The following is a 17,200-nucleotide window of genomic DNA, read 5'->3' as shown; positions in this document are numbered from 1 at the left end:
CTCCGATCGGAGTTGCACCGCATCGGGTGCCACACTCCGAGCGACCCGCGCGCACCCCGGGCGAGCGGGTGATCTGGATTCTGCGGCGCTACCCGATCACCATTCTGGTACTGGCGCCGTACGCGCTGCTCTTTGTACCGATGGCCGTGGTGTACGCCAATCCGAAGAGCACCTTCATCCTCCAGTTGTTAGGTGCGGCCCTCGTCGGCACGCTGCTCGTCGAGACGGCTGCCCTTGCGGCCCGTCCCCAGCGCCGCTGGCGCCCCGGCATCACTGCGGTGAACGCCTCCCATCGGCACCTGTACGTGGTGGCTCGGCTCGTCGCCGTGATCAGCGTCGCCGCTTCGATCACCGCGGCCCAGGCCGGCCAGGGCACCATTTTCACCCAGCTGGGCGATGAGGTAGCCGCGTCCCCGGTGGCCCGGGTGGCCGCGCTCTCGGCCGGCTGGTCCTACCTGGCCTTCGCGCTGCTGCTCGCCAGCTTCCTCGGCGGACGCGCCAACCGTGTTCGTGTGCTCTGCTGGATCGGCCTCCTGGTCGCTGGGCAGGTTGCAACTGCGGCGCTCACCGGCATCACATCGCCACTGTTCGGCTATCTGTCGTTCATCGCCGGCGCCGGCGCGATCTGCGGCCTGTTCCGTGTACGCGAGGTGGTGCTCCTCGGTGCGGTGATCCTGTTGGCGTGGCCGACCCTGTTTGCCCTGCGAAACGACATCCGTGCGGACGGCGGAGTGAGCGTGGCCTACGACGTCACCGCTGGCGACAGGCTACGGCTAGATTTGCAGCTCACCCACGCCGCCGAGTACGACGCTCCGGTGGACGTCGGGCAGCCCGGGCCGACCGAGTTCGTCCGGTACGGCCTCGTGCCACGGATCCTCGACCCCGACCGACCGGCCATCTCGACCGGAGCCCTGATCAACCAGTACCTCGGCGGCACGGCGACCTCGTCGTACAGCTTTCTCGCGCTCGGCAACGTGTACTTTCTCGTCGGCTGGCTGGGTGTGCCGCTCTACTACGCCGGCTGGACGGCGTTGGCCGTGCTTCTGCTCCGAGCACGCGCCGCGCCAGGGCCGATCCGGCTCAGCCTCTTTTGTTTCGTGCTGGCCGGCCCCCTGCTCTGGTCCAGCGGCTACCCGGACGCCATGATCGCTTTCCTTCAGCACCTGGTTGCCGCGCTGCCCGTCTTCGCGGTGTTGCTGCTACTGAAGGGACGGGTGCGGGGCCGGCACTCCGCGGCTCGGAAGCCGGGGGTCCCGTCGTCGCTGGCTGCGGACCTGCGGACGACGCGGTGGGCCTGATCGAGGGATGACCCGCCCACCCGGTTCGGTTGCGCGCCGTCCCCGTGCGCGGCCGAAGCGCGTCAGTGTCCTTTTCCTGGGCTTCATCGGCGGTCGTGCCCGGTGGGCGGTCCTGACGACCGCCCTATCGAGCCTGGGAAACCTGCTGCTCTCGCTGACCGTCGCGCGGCTGGCGCCGATCGACGATCTTGGTCGGTTCGCCCTGGCCTTCTCCCTCTACGTACTCGTCACCGGCCTGTCCCGGACGGTGGTGACCGAGGCGGTCCTAGCCGAGGCGGCGATGGATAAGACCAATGGTCCCGCGGTCGCGGCGGGTAGTCGCCGTGTGGCCGCCGTCGGGGTCGGGTGCGCCGTCCCGCTCCTCGCTGGTGGGATCGCCGACCGCTCCAGCTACCTGATCTTCGTTGGCATCGCACTGCCCGGTCTGTTGCTACACGACTACGCCAGAAACGTTGGGGTGGGGGTGGGACGGCCCCGCCCCCCGTGTGCGCGAGAGGTGGTCTGGACCGTGCTGACCGCGTTCGCCGCTCTACTGGGCCTGGCCGGGGTGGTGGGTCCGTCGGTCGTCTTCGGCCTGTGGGCGGGCGCCGGTGCCCTGCTCGGGTACGCCACGACTCTCCTGCAGGGTCATCAGATCAGGCCGGGCTGGCGCCTGGACCGTACCGGCAGCCGTGCGGCGGCCAGCTACGGCCTCCAGTTCCTGCTCACCGCCGGATCGGCCCAACTCGCCCTGACGGCGTTGAGCGTGACCGTGGGCATGGCCGTCGTGGGCGCGTTGAGCGCCGGACGTACTGTTCTTGGTCCGGCGACGCTCCTGGTGGGGAGCGCCTCCTCGCTGGTCATTCCTCACCTAGCCCGCGTCCGGGCGGAGACGGGACCCGCGCGGCGACGCGCCGCCGCGCGGGTCACGGTAGCCCTGCTGCTCGCCACCGCGCCGGCCTGCCTGTTCGTCCTCCTGTTGCCCGACCGCGTGGGCGAGGCGGTCCTCGGCGACAATTGGCGGCACGCAGAGCCCCTGTTGTGGCTGCTCGCGTTGGAGGTCCTACTCGGGGCGGTGGCCATGGTGGGCTTCGCGGCACACCGGGTCCAGGGCGCCGCTCGGCGTGCGCTACTCCTCGGCGGTGCACTCGGCGTGCTCAGAGTCCCGGTGGTGGTGGTCTGTGCCGTGGTGTGGGGCGCGGTCGGCGCCGGAGTCGCCCTGGCGCTCATGGGGTTGATCAGTGCGGCGGCGTGGTGGGCCAGTTATCTGCAGACGACCGGTGGCGGGCGCGGCGGTGGGTTACCGGCCGTGGACAGCCGGCCGATCGGTACGTCGGCGGCCGCTTCAAGCGCCGGAGGTAGCCGGTCCACGCTTTCCGGGCCGCGGGTCAGCGGCGGTCGGTGACCTTGGAGAGAGCGGCGCGCACCCGGTCCACAACAACCTTCAGGTCCACGTCGGAAAGCTCCGCGTAGGTTGGCAGGTTGATGCCTCGCCGGGACAGGTCGGCGGTTACAGGGTAGTCATTGTTGACGTCCGCGTACGGCGGTAGGTCCGGGATGGGGACGAAGAACGGGCGCGTCTCGACTCCGAGCAGGTCGAGCGTTCGGGCGAGATCGTCGCGCAGCCCTTTCGTACCCGCGGGACCGACGAGGAAAGATGCCATCCACGGTGCGCGGCGAACACCGGGAAGAACCGGCTGGCGATGGATCAGCGGAGGATTGCTCAATTCGCGCTCATACGCGCTGATGACCACCTCCCGCCGGCTGATGATCTCGTCGGCGCGTTCGAGTTGGGCGCAGAGCAGCGCCGCCGCCAGGTTCGTGAGCCGATAGTTGAAGCCGACGACGGGGAAGAAGTATCGCCGACGTGGGTCCATGCCCTGGTTCCGCAACAGCCGCATCCGGTCGGCCAGCGCCAGGTCGGAGGTGGTTACGCATCCGCCCTCACCAGCGGTGATCACTTTGTTGCCGAAGAACGAGAAGGTGGTCGCGTCGCCGAGGTCGCCTGTCGGGCGTCCGTTCAAGAAGGCGCCGAATGACTCGGCGGCGTCGGCGACCAAGAGCAGCCCGTGCCGCTCGCAAAGCGCCCGGAGCGCGGGGTAGTCGGCTGGGTGGCCGTACAAGTCCACGGCCACGACGGCACGGGTACGGGGGCCGACGGAGGCCGCCACCTGTTCCACGTCAATGCACCAGGTGTTGGGTGACACGTCAACGAAGACTGGCCGGGCCCCGCAGTAGGTCACCGCGTTCGCAGTGGCGATGTAGGTCAGGGCCGGCACGATCACCTCGTCGCCGGGACCGACTCCAGCGGCCGCGAGGACGAGGTGGAGCGCCACGGTGCCATTGCCGGTGGCAACTGCCGCCGCCGCCCCGCACTTAACCGCGAACTGCTCCTCGAACCTTTGGAGGTATGGGCCCTGAGAGGAGATCCAGCCGCTCCGGTACGCGTCAAGCAGGTACCGTTCCTCGAGGTCCGACAGGCAGGGCCGGGCAACCGGGTAGCGATCTTGTGTGCTCAACGGGCTCCTCCGGAGATCAACTTCTCGGCGAACGACGACCGAGGCATCGGTCCTGGCCGGCCCGCTCCCACCCAGTCCAACACGGCTAGGTAGTCGGCAGAGGTGTTCGGCCAGGTGCGTGCCGCCAGTAGTGCCCCAGCTGCATGAGAGGCGCGTGCGTAGTGCTCGCGCTCCTGCAGTAGCCGCCGGACGGCTGCGGCGAGGGCGGCCGGGTCGTGTGCCGCGAAAACGGCCGCGTCGGCACCGGTGAAGTCGAGCTGGGCCAGGAGAGGTTCCGAATCGGCGCAGGCTACGGGCAGACCCCAGCTGAACGCCTCCAGCATGGCCCCACTTGCCGCCTCCCACAGGGACGGCACGACCACCGCCGAGGCGCGGGCGTACAGCGACGCCAGTTCCTCGGTGCTCACGAATCCCGGGAAGGAGACCCGTCCCCGCAGGTCGGGCCGACTCGCGCGGGCGAGCAGCCGACTAGCCTCAGGCTCCACCAGGGGCCCTGGGCACACGACGCGGCATTCCGGGAGCAGCGCCATCGCCTCGAGCAGCGTGGCGTGGTTCTTCAGCGGTGCGGTTGACGATGGATATACCAGCAGACCTGGTTCGGGTTCGGTCGACGGTTGCGGCCGCGCGGCATGGAAGGCGGGAAGCGGAATCATCGCAATCTTGTCTCGTGCCTCAGGAAACGCTTGCAGTGCCTGCTCATAGGGGTGCGGCCAGGACACCACCACGGCGGCCGCCTGGGCCACATTCCGCCGGATGACCTCCGCAAAGCCCGGGGAGCCGAGGCTTGGCTGGAGCTGGCGCAGGTCGTGTAGCACGATGACCGACGGATCCGCGTGCACCGGCACGGCCGAGAACGGATAGACCGTGACATCGACGCCAGCGGCGGGGGAGCGGTTCCACTGCCGGACGCGGTTGACGGTACGTCGCAGGGCTACCGACGTCACCGCGCTGCGGGGCGCGTGCCGGCGCAGCAGACGACCGAGCCGGTTGTCCGTGCGCAGGGGCGTACGGACCTCGGACCAGCGAATGCGTTCGGACGGGACCTGCTGGCGCCACTCGTCGCCGGTGCCGTTGAGCACGTGGACCGTCAGCTCGTGCGGACCATCAGCCATCCCGTTGAGCAGGCCGTATGTGAATGCCTCGATTCCCGCCGAATGTCCCGGCCGAACCGAGGTTGCGTCGATGCCGATCCTCACCGGTCGATCCGGACGAGCCGGCCCATCCGCTCGTCCTCGAGCAACTGTCGGTCGGCATCCACCATCACCCGCACCAGATCTGTGAAGTGTGTCTTGGGGGCCCACCCCAGCTCGCGGCGGGCCTTGCCATAGTCGCCGATCAGCGCGTCCACCTCGGCGGGGCGGAAGTAGGCCGGGTCCGTGACGATGTACTTCTGCCATTCCAGTCCGACGTGGGCGAACGCCGCATCCACGAACTCACGGACGGTATGTCCCTCACCGGTCGCGACCACGAAGTCGTCCGGCTTGTCCTGTTGGAGAGTGAGCCAGACCGCCTCCATGTACTCCGGTGCGTATCCCCAGTCGCGAACCGCGTCGAGGTTGCCCAGATACAGCTTGTCCTGGATTCCGGCCTCGATCCGGGCAACCGCTCGGCTGATCTTCCGGGTCACGAAGTTCTCGCCCCGCCGAGGGCTCTCGTGGTTGAACAGGATGCCGTTGGAGCAGTGCATGCCGTACGACTCCCGGTAGTTCACTGCTGCCCAGTAGGCGAAGACCTTCGCGCAGGCGTACGGGCTGCGTGGATGGAACGGTGTCTCCTCGCGCTGCGGCGGCGGGGTCGATCCGAACATCTCAGAGGAGGATGCCTGATAGAAGCGGCTGCTCACGCCGGCCAACCGTGCCGCCTCAAGCAGCCGCAGAGCACCCATCCCGGTCACGTCGGCTGTATAGCTCGGGATGTCGAAGGAGACCCGCACGTGGCTCTGCGCGCCGAGGTTGTAGATCTCGTCGGGCTGGATGTCGCGGAGCAGGGCGACCAGCGAGCCCGCATCCGACAGGTCGCTGTAGTGCAGGAATAGGCGTGCGTCGGGGTTGCGCGGGTGTACGTCGATCCGGTCGATCCGCTCAGTGTTGAAGCTCGACGACCGACGCTTCAGCCCGTGCACCGTGTAGCCCTTGTCGAGGAGGATTTCCGACAGATAGCTGCCGTCCTGCCCGGTGATGCCGGTGATCAGTGCGACTCGACTCATGCCGCGCCTTTCCGAAAAGATGAGAATTATCTTCGATCAGTGCTCTGCGGGGCGGTGTGATCGCAAAATCCGTGCGGGAACGCCTACCACTACAACGTTCTCCGGAACGTCGCGGACAACCACTGCGCCGGCACCCACCACCGCGTTCTGTCCAATGGAAATGTTGTCAACGACGATCGCGCCCGCGGCGATGGTCGCGCCCCGGCCGACCCGGCTGCTGCCGGCCACCCGGCACCCCGGCAGCAGCGTGGCGAAGTCATCGATCTCGGTGTCGTGACTTACCGTCGCGCCAGTTCCGACATGTACGTGTCGTCCGAGTCGAACATCCGTGGTGAGGATCGCGCCAGGCCACAAGACGGTGCCGTTTCCCAGCATGCACCGGGCGCCGACGGTCGCCGCCGGAGAGACCAACGACCCGGAGCGACGACCGTTGCGGCTGGCCATGACGTCGATCCGCGCTCGCACGGCACCGTCTCCGACACCGATGAGGTAGCACACTCCAGGTTCGGCAGTGTCCAACCAGTCGTCCTCGCCCAGCCAGGCGACGGGAAGGCGGGCCGCTTCCACGGGCCGGAGCGGGCCGACGCAGCCGAGCAGTCGGCGTCCGGCCTGCTCCGCGATCCAGGCAATCTCCCGCGCGTGTCCCGATGTGCCGAGCACGACCAGTGGCGAGCCGGCGAGCTCGGAGCGGTCGGGAGCGGGAATCCGCGCGACCTCGGCGGTGGTCATGCCACTGTTATACCGGCCCATCGATAAGGACACCTGATCTTTCATGTTAGGCGCGACAATCGCCGGCGGAGACGAATATCTCAGCCGTCAGGGCCGCGTAATCAGTAACCGGCCGCGCGTCCGTGTCGTTTGCAGAATCGTTCCCCGACGCGGCGGATGCGGGAGGTCCCGGATGCAGGAGTACGATGTGATTTCCCGGCCGTCTCAGAGTGGGCGGGAGACATCGTCAGAGCCGACGCCTTTCCGGGTGCTGGTCACGTGCACGTTCTTCGAACCGGGCTTCCGCGGTGGCGGCCCGGTCCGGTCCGTCGCGCACATCCTCGACGCTGCCTCGGCCCGTGTCGCCCCGGTCCTGGTGACCCGGGACCGTGATCTGGGTGCGGCGGAGGCGTACCCGGGGTTGTCCGGTCGATGGGTGGATCGCGGCCGGGCCAGAGTGTTCTACCTGGCACGGCGGCAGCCCCGGCAGTGGTACCAACTCTGGCGGCAGTTGCGCGCGATGCGCTTCGACCTGCTCTACGTGAACAGCCTGTGGGCGCCGATGTCTCTGGTACCTGTCCTCGCCGTCCGAATCGGCCTGCTGCGCGCGAGACGAGTGATGGTCGCCCCGCGGGGTGAGTGCTCGCCCGGCGCGCTGTCCCTGAAGCCCGGCCGCAAGCGACTGTTCGTCACTGGCTGGCGACGGGTGCTCCGTAGCCTCGCCGTCGAGTTTCACGCCTCGACCGAGCGGGAGGCGGTTGACGTCCGCAGGATGTTCCCGTGGGCGACCGTCCGGATCAACGCGAACCAGACGGCGTTACCGCCGGAGCCGGCACCGATCCCCGCCTCCGCACCGGGACCGCTGCGGCTGGTTTTCGTCGGTCGGGTCGCAGCGATGAAGAACCTGGCCCTCGCACTGGAGGCCTTGGCTATCGTACGGCGTCCGGTGCTGCTGGACGTGTATGGTCCGATCGAGGATACCGCCTACTGGCGCCGGTGCGAAGGGCTGCTGGCCGCGCTCCCGCCGAACGTCCGGGCGAGATATCACGGGAGCCTCGCGCCGTCAGCCGTGGTGGACTTGCTCGCACACCACGACGCACTGGTGCTGCCGACCCTCGGCGAGAACTTCGGTCACGTCATCGCGGAAAGTCTTGCCGGCTCCTGCCCGGTGCTCTGCTCCGATCGGACGCCGTGGAGCGCGATCCTGCGGGACGGCGGTGGCGCGGTGCTCCCGGAACTTACGGCCGGTGCCTGGGCAGCGGAGATCGACCGGTGGGCTGGGCTCACCTCCGAACAGCGCCGCGCCACCAGGCTGGCGGCGGGCGACGCCTACAGGCGGTGGCGTGCCGAAATGGCCGGGGTGAACATCCTGGACCTGATGAGCGAGATCGTCGATCAAAGTTGAGGTTTTCTAGCCGGACGAGTGATTTGAAGCGTTTTTGACGTGTCTGCCCGGATGCCTCGCTCGTTGCTCGAGATGTTGCCCGCCCGACCGCCTCCGGGCGCGCTCGACCCGTGAGGACCAAAGAGGAGCTTCCGTGACCCAGCCAGTAGTCGGACGCCGCGTGCTCATCACCGGCGGTACGGGTTCCTTCGGCCAGACCATGGTCCGCCGACTGTTGAGCCGTGGCGTCGGCGAGGTCCGGGTGCTGAGCCGGGACGAGGCCAAGCAGGACGCGATGCGTCGGCTGCTTGGCGACGAGCGGGTCCGCTACTACGTCGGGGACGTTCGGGACTATGACTCCGTGCTCAAGGCCAGCCGTGGCATTGACTACATCTTCCACGCGGCCGCCCTCAAGCAGGTGCCGTCATGCGAGTTCTTCCCGCTCGAGGCAGTCCGGACGAACGTGCTGGGCAGCAGCAACGTCGTCGAGGCTGCCGAGCGAGGCGGCGTCGGCTCGGTGGTGCTACTCAGCACCGACAAGGCCGTCTACCCGGTGAACGCGATGGGCATGAGCAAGGCCATGATGGAGAAGGTTGCCCAGGCGCACGCTCGGAACAACCCGAACAGCGCCACCACGGTTTCCTGCGTCCGGTACGGAAACGTCATGTACTCCCGTGGGTCGGTGATTCCGCTCTTCATCGAACAGATCAAGGCGGGTCGGGCGCCCACGGTGACCGACCCGGGGATGACCCGGTTCCTGATGTCGTTGGCCGAGTCGGTGGAGCTCGTCGAGCACGCCTTCCGGCACGCCCGGCCCGGCGACATCTTCGTCCGCAAGGCCGCTGCCTGCACCGTAGGAGACCTGGCCGAGGCGGTCTGCCAACTCTTCGACGTGCCCGCCAAGCTCGATGTGATCGGCGTACGGCACGGCGAGAAGCAGGCTGAGACGCTGGCCAGTCGAGAGGAGCTCGCTCATGCCGAGGACTTCGGCGACTTCCTCCGGGTGCCGCTTGACGGCCGCGACCTAAACTACGCGCTCTACGTCTCTGAGGGTGGTCTTGGTGACGGGCTGACCGAGGACTTCAACTCGGCGAACGCGCCGCAGCTCGGCGTACCCGAGATCATCGAGCTGCTGAAGACACTGCCTGAGGTGCGCGCGGAGCTGGCGCTGCGGGATCCGGTGCTGGCGTGTTGAGGCTCGCGGTCACTGGCGCTGGGGGTTTCCTCGGCTGGCACGTCCGCGTGCTGCTGCGCGCGTTGGGTTGGCCGGAGCCGATAGTGCTGACCCGTGGCGACCTGGCCGATCCCCGCCTGGTCGCGGCAAAGCTGACCGGGGGGGTCGACCGGGTGCTGCATCTGGCCGGAGTCAACCGAGGTGAGCCGGCCGATGTCGCTGCCGGAAACGTCCAGCTGGCCGTGCAGCTCGCGGAGGGTTTGAAGCAGTGTCCGGACCCTCCGGTGCGCGTGGTCTACGCAAACTCCGTGCAGGCCGGCAACGGCACCCCGTACGGGGACGCCAAGGCGACCGCAGCGCGGTTGTTAGCGGGCGCTGGTGTCGACCTCGACGACGTGTTGCTTCCGAACCTCTACGGCGAGCACGGGCGTCCGTACTACAACTCGGCGGTGGCGACGTTCTGTCGGGTGCTCGCCGAGGGCGGCCGGCCGGAGGTGCACGCCGACCGGGAGTTGAGGCTGGTGCACGTCACCGATGCGGCAGCCCGGCTCATTGGCGTGCCGACCGGTGGGTCGTGGGACCCGGCCATGCCGGCGCTGCGGATCGGGGTCCGGGCCCTCGCCGACCGGCTCACCGCGATGGCGGCCACATACCGGACGGGCGAGATCCCGTCCCTTCCCGACCGGCAGGACATACGCCTGTTCAACACCTACCGGTCGCACTGCTTCCCCGCGCACTATCCGCTCGCGCTGCCCCGCCGGGCTGATGCCCGCGGTGAGCTGGTCGAGACGGTCAAGGCGCACGGGGGTGCTGGACAGACCTTCTGTTCCACGACCCGTCCCGGAATCACCCGTGGTGAGCACTACCACCTAGCGAAGGTGGAGCGGTTCGTGGTGCTGCGCGGCTCGGCCGAGATCAGTCTGCGCCGGGTCGACGACGCCGAGGTGCTGCGGTTCCCGGTCAGCGGCGACGAGCCGGTGCTCGTGGACATGCCCACGATGTGGGTGCACAAGCTGGTGAACACCGGCGCGGACGAGCTGGTGACGATGTTCTGGACCAACGAGCTGTTCGACCCGAACCGGCCGGACACCTGGCCCGAGCCCGTGGAGGCGGCCCGGTCGGCGTCGCTCGCCGTCAGCGCATGATGCTCGGCGCCAATCTGCTCGATGAGGACTGACTCAGGTGGCAGCAGGAAGAGGACGGGAATGACTCGGATCATGACGGTGGTCGGCACGCGACCCGAGATCATCAGGCTCTCCCGGGTGCTCGCCCGACTGGACGACACGGTGGATCACACGCTGGTGCACACCGGACAGAACTGGGACAGCACCCTGTCAGACGTGTTCTTCAAGGAGTTGCGCCTGCGGGAGCCGGACCGGTTTCTCCGCGTCGACACGTCATCGCTCGGCCGAGTACTCGGCGGGGTGCTGGTCGGCATGGAGGCGGCGATCGCGGAGGTGCGACCGGACGCCTTGCTGGTGCTCGGCGACACCAACAGCTGTATCGCCGCTCTGATGGCGCGGCGCATGCGGGTGCCGGTCTACCACATGGAGGCCGGGAACCGCTGCTTCGACCTGAATGTGCCGGAGGAGACCAACCGGCGGCTGGTCGACCACGTGGCCGACTTCAACCTGGTCTACACCGAGCACGCCCGTCGCAACCTGCTCGCCGAGGGCCTGCACCCGCGTCGGATCCTGCACACCGGCTCGCCGATGCGGGAGGTGCTGGAGCACTACCGGGCGCCGATCGCCAACTCGACCATCCTGCGCCAGCTGGAGCTGGAGCGGGGCGGGTACTTCCTGGTCAGCGCGCACCGAGAGGAGAATGTGGACCGGCCCGACCGGCTCCGTCGGCTGCTGGACTGCCTGGTGGCGGTCCGCGACCGGTGGGGCCTGCCGGTGCTGGTTTCCACCCACCCGCGGACCCGCAAACGGCTGGAGGCGCTGGCCCCGGACGCCACCGCGTTGGACGGCATCGCGTTCCACGAGCCGTTCGGTCTGCTCGACTACGTGCACCTGCAGACAACGGCGTTCTGCACCCTGTCGGACAGCGGAACGATCAGCGAGGAGTCCGCCATCCTCGGCTTCCCCGCGGTGACCCTGCGTGAGTCGATCGAACGACCGGAGGCGCTCGACGCCGGCGGCATCATCATGACCGGCCTCGACCCGCAGGGCGTGGTCGAGGCCGTCGAGGTGACCGTGTCCCAGGTCGCGGCGCAGGGGGTGCCCTGCCCGGTGGACTACCAGGTGCCGGACACCTCCCGGCGGGTGGTCGACTTCATTCTCTCCACCGTCCGCCGCCACCACGACTGGGCCGGCATCCGCCCCTGAACCAGGTAGCCAACAGGGCCGGCGAGCGCGTCTCTGCGGTCGCCGGCCCTGTTGGTGGATCTGGTTGCAGTCGCGTTAATCAGAGCGCCCGGGGAAGACGCCTCGCCGTGGAACGAACGGGGTGACGCCGCGTGGCGTCACCCCGTTCGTCGCGGTCCGGTTGATCAGCGTGACTGCAGTGGTACGCCCAGCGGACCATCCACCACCGGATCGGTCGGCTGGGTGCAGAGCAGCGCGAGATGCTCGACGACCTTCGCCGCATCCTCGTACGGGTCGAGCCCGCTCACCTCCATCGGATCGAGCGCCGGCACGGCCACGTGGGACACGAGGGGATGGAACGGCCGGGTGTCGACCTCGCCCGTCCCGAGCAGGTCCTCGTGCAGCTTCTCGCCGGGCCGGAGGCCCGTGTAGACGATCGGCACGGAGCTGGATGCCTGCTCAGCCATCTGGCGAGCCAGGTCGACGATCCGGACCGGCTCGCCCATGTCGAGCACCAGTGCCTCTCCGTCCCGGCCGATTTCGGCGGCCTGGAGCACCAGGTGGACAGCCTCCTGCACGGTCATCAGGTAGCGGCTGACGTCCGGGTGGGTGACCGTCAGGGGCTTTCCGGCCTCGATCTGCCGTTGGAAGGCCGTCACCACCGAGCCGCGGCTGCTCAGCACGTTGCCGAACCGGACGCTGAGGAAGGTTCCCGGGAATCGGGACGCGGCGTGCGCGGTCAATCGTTCCGTGATCCGCTTCGAGTAGCCGAGGACGCTGATCGGGTCCGCCGCCTTGTCCGTGGAGATGTTGACGAACTTCGCCACGTCCTGACAGGCGTCCAGCACCGAGAGTGTGCCCCAGACATTGGTCTTGATCGCCTCGCCCGGGTGCCGCTGCAGCAGCGTCAGGTGTTTGAGCGCCGCCGCGTGAAAGATGATTTCCGGGCGACGCTCCCGGATGATCCGCCGGATTCCCTCGTCGTCCCGCAGGTCGGCGAGGATCAGCTCGGGACCGTCCAGCATGGCCCGCCCGGCGAGCGACATCTGAAGGCTGTGCAGGGCCGACTCGTCCCGGTCCAGCATCATCAGCTCACCCGGATTGGCCTTCATCACCTGACGGCAGAGCTCGGAGCCGATCGACCCACCGGCACCGGTGACCAGGATCCGCCGCCCGGTCAGGCTGTTGGTGCTCAGCGGTAGATCACCGATCACCTGGCGGCGGCCGAGTAGATCGCTGATCTGCACGTCCCGAACATCGGTGACCGTGATCCGGTGATCGACCAGGTCCCGCACCGGGGGCAGCACCTTGAACATCGCGCCGGCCTCAAGGGTGGCCTCACGGATCTGGCGGATCAGCGCGGCGTCGGCGTTGGCCACCGAGAAGATGACGGCGCTGGCGCCGGTACGCCGGACCGAGGCGGCGACGTCGTGCCGTCCGCCCAGCACACGCACCCCGCCGATGCGCAGGTCGCGCTTGTCCGGGTCGTCGTCCAGCGCGCCTACTGGTAGATACCGGCCGCGCGGGTCGCTGACCATGGCCCGAAGCAGTCCCTGGCCGGCATCGCCCATCCCGAACAGCAGCACCGGCGTCGACGACTGGACGTCTGGTCGCATGGCGAGGTCGCGCCGGTGCCGGTACGCGAACCGGGCGCCGAGCATGAAGAGCAGGGCGAGCGCACCGCCGACCAAAGGCGTGCTCGCCGGAACCGGCCGGTCGCCGGACGGCAGCAGGCCCAGCAGCACGATGCAGGCCGTCGTGATGGTGGTGCCGGCGAGGCCCTGGACCTCTTGCAGGCTGCCCAGCGGGTGTCGTCCGGAGTAGAGCCGGCGCAGCGCAGCGACTGCCACGTGGATGACTGCCGCGACTATTCCGACCGCTGCGGCTCGGGCGAGCTGGCCCGGGGGGAGCTGGAACTCGAATCGGGTCCAAGCGGCCGCGACTGAACCGCCGACCCAGGCGGTGGTGTCGGCCGCGAGAAATCCGGCGGCGCGGCGGCGGGCCCTGGCTCGCCGTGTCCGCTGGGCCGACCGCTCCCCGTGCTGCGTGTCCTGCGGCATGTACTGGCTCCCTGTCCCGTTCCGAGTACTTCCACCGCCCGGCAGAAGGAGCGTTACGCTCTTTGTCCTTGTTACAGGGCAAAGAGGCCCTGTTGGCCGGTTTTGGGTTATATGAGCTGAAGTTCCGGTTGTCCCGTTGGCCGTGGCATGTGCCGAACAGTCCTCCGGCACCCTCGACGAGTACGTCTCGGCGAGAAGGCGTTGCCGGAGGAGACTCCGTACCTCTGAGGCCCGGTGGCTGGCGACCCTGAGCAGTTGTCAGAGCGGCTGTGGCACGGCCTTGTGGCTGTGGACGGCGTTCTCCAGGTGCTTCGCGAGGGCAACGCTGCCCACCCGCTCCGAGAGCCGTTCCAGGTAGAACAGCCGGCCGCAGCGGCCCAGCTCTTCGCGCTTCTCAGCGCCCAACTCGTACATCCGGCGGATGGCGTCGGCCAACCCGTAGGCGTCGCCGGGAGGAGCAACGAATCCGGCACCGGACTCGTCCACGAGCCGGGCCGCGTCACCCGCCAGGGCGGCGACGATGGGACGCCCGCATGCGAGGGTGCTCTGCACCTTGCTGGGCATGATCGACCGGAGGAAGGGCTGGTCGCGCAAGGAAATCAACTGGACGTCCCCGAGTGGCATCAGCTGGACCATCCGCTCGACCGGCTGCTGGCCGAGGAAGACCACCCGGCCGGGGGCGTACCGTGCGGCCGACTCGCGTAGGCGGCGCTCCTCTACGCCGCTGCCGGCGAAGACGAGTGTCAGGTCCGGGATGTCGGCGAGATGCTCCAGTGCGTCGACGGCGACATCGAGCCCTTGGAGATTGCCCATGCTGCCGGCATACATGACGACGAAGCCGTCCAGCCCGAGGGCGGCCGACAACTGCGGGTCAGGTGGCCTCGGGCGGAAGACACGTTCGTCGACCCAGTTGTAGACGACCGAAAGTTTGTCCCGGGGGACTCCGCGGCTGGTCAGGATATCCGCCATACCGGGCGCGATGACGGCCACCGACGATGCCGTGCGGTGCGCCGCGTCGCAGAACCTGGTGAGCAACCGGACTATGAGGTCGGTGCGACGGCCAGGGCGCACGTAGTCGCTCTCCGCCAGGGTGTCCGGCCACAGATCCTCCATGAGGATCACGTACGGGCGTCCGTGTAGCCAACGGGCCATCATCGCGGGCAGTGTCACAGTCGCCGGTGACGAGTAGACCAACCAGACGTCGACCGTGCGGAGCAGGTCCAGTCGAACCGCTGCCGAGACCGCGAAGCTGAGGTAGTTGGCAGCCCGCCTGACTGCCGACCGGTCGTGACTGGGCACCAGCGGCACCCGATGCACCGAGACTCCGTTCATCATCTCGAACTGGTACGGACGAAGCCGGTATCCCGGAGACAGGTGGCCGGAAGGATAGTTCGGGAAGCCGGTGAGCACATGCACCTCGTGCCCCAGTGCGACGAGCGACCGGCTGATGATCCCCGGGAGAACGGCGGAGCCTCCCTCCGGGTCGTACCACTGCGTGATGATCCCGATTTTCACCGCGCTGCCACCGCGGCCGGAGCAGACACCGATCCAGCCGCGGCCGTCCTCAGCCGCTCCCATGCCTCGGGGCGCAGCTCGGGTGCCAACCCCTGGTCGGCGAGCCAGCCCGGCGTCTGTCGCTTGCCGAACAGGAGCATGTCCACCCGACGTGCTTGCGCATTGGCGCTCAGGCTCGTCTTCCCGTACGCAGTGAGGCCGCGCGTCACGTACCGTGCCACCCGTGGTGGGACGTGCAGCGGCTCGCGACCTCCGAGGAGGCGGAGCAGGAGCCCTGTCGTCATGCCGTTGTAGGGCTGGAGCACGATGGGCGGCACCGGTTCGTGGGTGAGCCCGAGATGGACGATCGCCCTGGCGACATCGTCGATGAGCACCTGGGGCGTCGGTGCGGTGCCGTCCCCGGCGACGCAGCTCATGCGCGACTGTGCGAGCCGGATGAGCGCCCGGGTGTTCGGCCGATCCACATCATGGACCCACGTCGACCGGTAGATGACAGTGCCGATGCCGTCCTCGCGCTGCAGCAGGCGTTCGCCAATCGCCTTGGAGCGCGAGTACGGCGAGAAGGGCATCGTCCGTGGCGTCTCGTCGAGCGCCATCGGGCCCTGTGCTGCGGCAGAACTGACGTGGACCATCCGGTTGGCGCCGACCAGAGCGCTGGCTCGGGCGACCAGGGTGGGCAGCAGTGCGTTTCCGCCGTACAACGCGGGACTGTCCGGGGCGGACCCGTCCGGCAAGCCGGCGGTGTTGATCACGACTTGGGCGCCGTCGAGCTGGTTGGCTAGTGCGTCGACAACGCCTTCGTGGAGATCTGCCGGCACCGCATTGGCTGTGAGAGCCTGAGTGAGCGGCCACGACAAGCGCGGCGCGGTCACGGGCTGAACCTCTGCTCCTTTGCAGCCCAGCTCGGCGACAACCGCTCGGCCGACGAAGCCGCTGCTGCCGAGCACCGCGATCCTCTTGATCGGCCGGTTCCCGGGTCCGGCGAGGTCAGCGACTCGTTGGGCTGACAGTTCTGACATGGATCGTCCTTCCTTCCGACTGAGGCTGGGGCCGCTGAGCGGTGAGCCACCGGGGGGCAGCGAGGTAGACGGCGAGGATGGCGAGGGCCACGGCATCCAGTGCGGCACGGGCGAGCGGTCCGCTGAAGGACGCGGCGATCAGACAGCCGGCCACGACCGCGCCGGTGAGCGCGGTGGCCACTGTGACCCGCTGATGTGACCACCCGCTGTCGGTCAGACGCTGATAGGCATGGTGCCGGTGCGGGCGATACCAGGCCTCGCCGTTACGGATGCGGCGCAGGAGCGTCCAGCCTGTGTCGGCGAGATAGAGGGCGAGTGGCGCCACGGCAGCTTCCGGCGGCGTGCCGCGAACGATCGCGTACGCGGCGATCGTGCCGAGCGCGCCGCCGAGGGCGTACGACCCGACATCACCGAGGAAGACTTTGGCGACCCACGCGTTCCAGGGGAGGAATGTCAGGGATGCGGCGGCGATCATACTGCCGGCCGCGATCAGTAGCGGAAGGTCCGTGAGCACTCCGAGTACGGCGTACACCGTTCCGCCGAGGATTGCGTGCACCGCCGAGATGCCGTTGATGCCGTCCATGAAGTTGAAGGCGTTCACATACGAGGCCAGCCACGCCGCCAGGGCGAGTACGAGGATCACCTGGACGTACAACGCGTGCCCGCTCGGCACCAGGACCACGCCCGTGGCCAGGCCGGCGAGCAACTGCAGAAGTAGCCGGATGCGGATCGGGAGCCCACGGAGGTCTTCCAGGAGCCCGATGACCGCGAAGAAGAGCAGCGGTATGGCAATAGGTCGTGCGTGCTCGTTCAGGACAAGTGCAAGCCCTGCCGCCGCGGCGACCCCCACGCCGCCTCCGCGCGGGACTGGTGTGCTGTGCGAGGACCGCTCGGACGGCATGTCGAGGACTGCGGCTGCTCTCAGCAGGCGGAGGATCAGTGGCTGCAGCACGGCGCCAACGACGAATGCGAGCAGGATTCCACCAGCGAGTGGAAGGCTCATCATGGCGTGGTTCCTGACGAGACGAG

The 17,200-nt window shown here is 68.4% G+C and carries 14 protein-coding genes; 6 read left to right on the top strand and 8 right to left on the bottom strand.

Annotation, left to right across the window (positions count from 1 at the left end; genetic code table 11):
- The first annotated feature begins 68 nt into the window (after nucleotides 1-68).
- Together EAD98_RS16120 and EAD98_RS16115 are read left to right on the top strand one after the other, a co-directional pair.
- Nucleotides 69-1,298: a hypothetical protein gene (locus EAD98_RS16120; protein ID WP_121654883.1), complete on the top strand. Its 1,230-nt coding sequence runs from the start codon at nucleotides 69-71 to the stop codon at nucleotides 1,296-1,298.
- Nucleotides 1,299-1,305: 7 nt separating this feature from the next.
- Nucleotides 1,306-2,682, top strand: a complete 1,377-nt coding sequence (locus EAD98_RS16115) for a hypothetical protein (RefSeq protein ID WP_121654882.1) — start codon at nucleotides 1,306-1,308, stop codon at nucleotides 2,680-2,682.
- Here the strand turns inward: EAD98_RS16115 and EAD98_RS16110 are convergent.
- The 4 genes from EAD98_RS16110 to EAD98_RS16095 are packed head-to-tail and all read right to left on the bottom strand — an operon-like array spanning nucleotide 2,666 to nucleotide 6,731.
- Nucleotides 2,666-3,796 carry a DegT/DnrJ/EryC1/StrS aminotransferase family protein gene (locus tag EAD98_RS16110; protein WP_121654881.1) on the bottom strand — a complete coding sequence of 377 codons (1,131 nt, stop codon included), beginning with the start codon at nucleotides 3,794-3,796 and terminating at the stop codon, nucleotides 2,666-2,668. The genes EAD98_RS16115 and EAD98_RS16110 overlap by 17 nt on opposite strands.
- Complete coding sequence (locus EAD98_RS16105; RefSeq protein ID WP_121654880.1) at nucleotides 3,793-4,992, bottom strand: glycosyltransferase; 1,200 nt, start codon at nucleotides 4,990-4,992, stop codon at nucleotides 3,793-3,795. The genes EAD98_RS16110 and EAD98_RS16105 overlap by 4 nt, the downstream gene beginning before the upstream one ends.
- On the bottom strand, nucleotides 4,989-6,002 hold the full coding sequence (gmd, locus tag EAD98_RS16100; RefSeq protein ID WP_121654879.1) for a GDP-mannose 4,6-dehydratase: 1,014 nt from the start codon (nucleotides 6,000-6,002) through the stop codon (nucleotides 4,989-4,991). Before gmd ends, EAD98_RS16105 begins: the two co-directional genes overlap by 4 nt.
- 36 nt (nucleotides 6,003-6,038) lie before the next feature.
- Nucleotides 6,039-6,731 (bottom strand): NeuD/PglB/VioB family sugar acetyltransferase, encoded by a 693-nt coding sequence (locus EAD98_RS16095; RefSeq protein WP_158609805.1) that lies wholly within the window; start codon nucleotides 6,729-6,731, stop codon nucleotides 6,039-6,041.
- Between the two features lie 499 nt (nucleotides 6,732-7,230).
- Here EAD98_RS16095 and EAD98_RS16090 point away from each other — a divergent pair, with 499 nt between their 5' ends.
- The 4 genes from EAD98_RS16090 to wecB all read left to right on the top strand — a co-directional run bounded on the left by EAD98_RS16090 (nucleotide 7,231) and on the right by wecB (nucleotide 11,598).
- Entirely contained in the window at nucleotides 7,231-8,115 is an 885-nt protein-coding gene (locus tag EAD98_RS16090) for a glycosyltransferase (RefSeq protein ID WP_158609804.1), read from the top strand.
- Between the two features lie 133 nt (nucleotides 8,116-8,248).
- Complete coding sequence (locus EAD98_RS16085; protein ID WP_121654876.1) at nucleotides 8,249-9,289, top strand: SDR family NAD(P)-dependent oxidoreductase; 1,041 nt, start codon at nucleotides 8,249-8,251, stop codon at nucleotides 9,287-9,289.
- The gene (locus EAD98_RS16080; RefSeq protein WP_121654875.1) at nucleotides 9,283-10,413 is read left to right on the top strand and encodes an NAD-dependent epimerase/dehydratase family protein; all 1,131 of its coding nucleotides are present in this window, start codon (nucleotides 9,283-9,285) and stop codon (nucleotides 10,411-10,413) included. Before EAD98_RS16085 ends, EAD98_RS16080 begins: the two co-directional genes overlap by 7 nt.
- A 60-nt stretch (nucleotides 10,414-10,473) precedes the next feature.
- Nucleotides 10,474-11,598: a non-hydrolyzing UDP-N-acetylglucosamine 2-epimerase gene (gene wecB, locus EAD98_RS16075; protein ID WP_121654874.1), complete on the top strand. Its 1,125-nt coding sequence runs from the start codon at nucleotides 10,474-10,476 to the stop codon at nucleotides 11,596-11,598.
- 164 nt (nucleotides 11,599-11,762) lie between these two features.
- Here wecB and EAD98_RS16070 read toward each other — a convergent pair whose 3' ends face one another.
- The 4 genes from EAD98_RS16070 to EAD98_RS16055 all read right to left on the bottom strand — a co-directional run bounded on the left by EAD98_RS16070 (nucleotide 11,763) and on the right by EAD98_RS16055 (nucleotide 17,177).
- Nucleotides 11,763-13,637: a nucleoside-diphosphate sugar epimerase/dehydratase gene (locus EAD98_RS16070; protein ID WP_121654873.1), complete on the bottom strand. Its 1,875-nt coding sequence runs from the start codon at nucleotides 13,635-13,637 to the stop codon at nucleotides 11,763-11,765.
- Between the two features lie 258 nt (nucleotides 13,638-13,895).
- Complete coding sequence (locus EAD98_RS16065) at nucleotides 13,896-15,215, bottom strand: glycosyltransferase family 4 protein (RefSeq protein ID WP_121654872.1); 1,320 nt, start codon at nucleotides 15,213-15,215, stop codon at nucleotides 13,896-13,898.
- Nucleotides 15,149-16,171: an NAD(P)-dependent oxidoreductase gene (locus EAD98_RS16060; RefSeq protein ID WP_158609803.1), complete on the bottom strand. Its 1,023-nt coding sequence runs from the start codon at nucleotides 16,169-16,171 to the stop codon at nucleotides 15,149-15,151. The genes EAD98_RS16065 and EAD98_RS16060 overlap by 67 nt, the downstream gene beginning before the upstream one ends.
- The gene (locus EAD98_RS16055) at nucleotides 16,140-17,177 is read right to left on the bottom strand and encodes a glycosyl transferase (RefSeq protein ID WP_121654871.1); all 1,038 of its coding nucleotides are present in this window, start codon (nucleotides 17,175-17,177) and stop codon (nucleotides 16,140-16,142) included. The genes EAD98_RS16060 and EAD98_RS16055 overlap by 32 nt, the downstream gene beginning before the upstream one ends.
- Between the last annotated feature and the right edge of the window lie 23 nt (nucleotides 17,178-17,200).

This window comes from Micromonospora sp. CV4 (genome assembly GCF_003667455.1).
Lineage (GTDB): Bacteria > Actinomycetota > Actinomycetes > Mycobacteriales > Micromonosporaceae > Micromonospora.
Note: the sequence above shows the minus strand (reverse complement) of the source record. Positions and strands in the feature narration are given on the sequence as shown.

Coding starts and splice junctions, on each gene's coding strand:
- EAD98_RS16115 (WP_121654882.1), top strand. CDS start 1,306: ATGACCCGCCCACCCGGTTCGGTTGCGCGCCGTCCCCGTGCGCGGCCG.
- gmd (WP_121654879.1), bottom strand. CDS start 6,002: ATGAGTCGAGTCGCACTGATCACCGGCATCACCGGGCAGGACGGCAGC.
- EAD98_RS16095 (WP_158609805.1), bottom strand. CDS start 6,731: ATGACCACCGCCGAGGTCGCGCGGATTCCCGCTCCCGACCGCTCCGAG.
- EAD98_RS16090 (WP_158609804.1), top strand. CDS start 7,231: ATGCGCTTCGACCTGCTCTACGTGAACAGCCTGTGGGCGCCGATGTCT.
- wecB (WP_121654874.1), top strand. CDS start 10,474: ATGACTCGGATCATGACGGTGGTCGGCACGCGACCCGAGATCATCAGG.
- EAD98_RS16070 (WP_121654873.1), bottom strand. CDS start 13,637: ATGCCGCAGGACACGCAGCACGGGGAGCGGTCGGCCCAGCGGACACGG.
- EAD98_RS16065 (WP_121654872.1), bottom strand. CDS start 15,215: ATGGGAGCGGCTGAGGACGGCCGCGGCTGGATCGGTGTCTGCTCCGGC.
- EAD98_RS16060 (WP_158609803.1), bottom strand. CDS start 16,171: ATGTCAGAACTGTCAGCCCAACGAGTCGCTGACCTCGCCGGACCCGGG.
- EAD98_RS16055 (WP_121654871.1), bottom strand. CDS start 17,177: ATGATGAGCCTTCCACTCGCTGGTGGAATCCTGCTCGCATTCGTCGTT.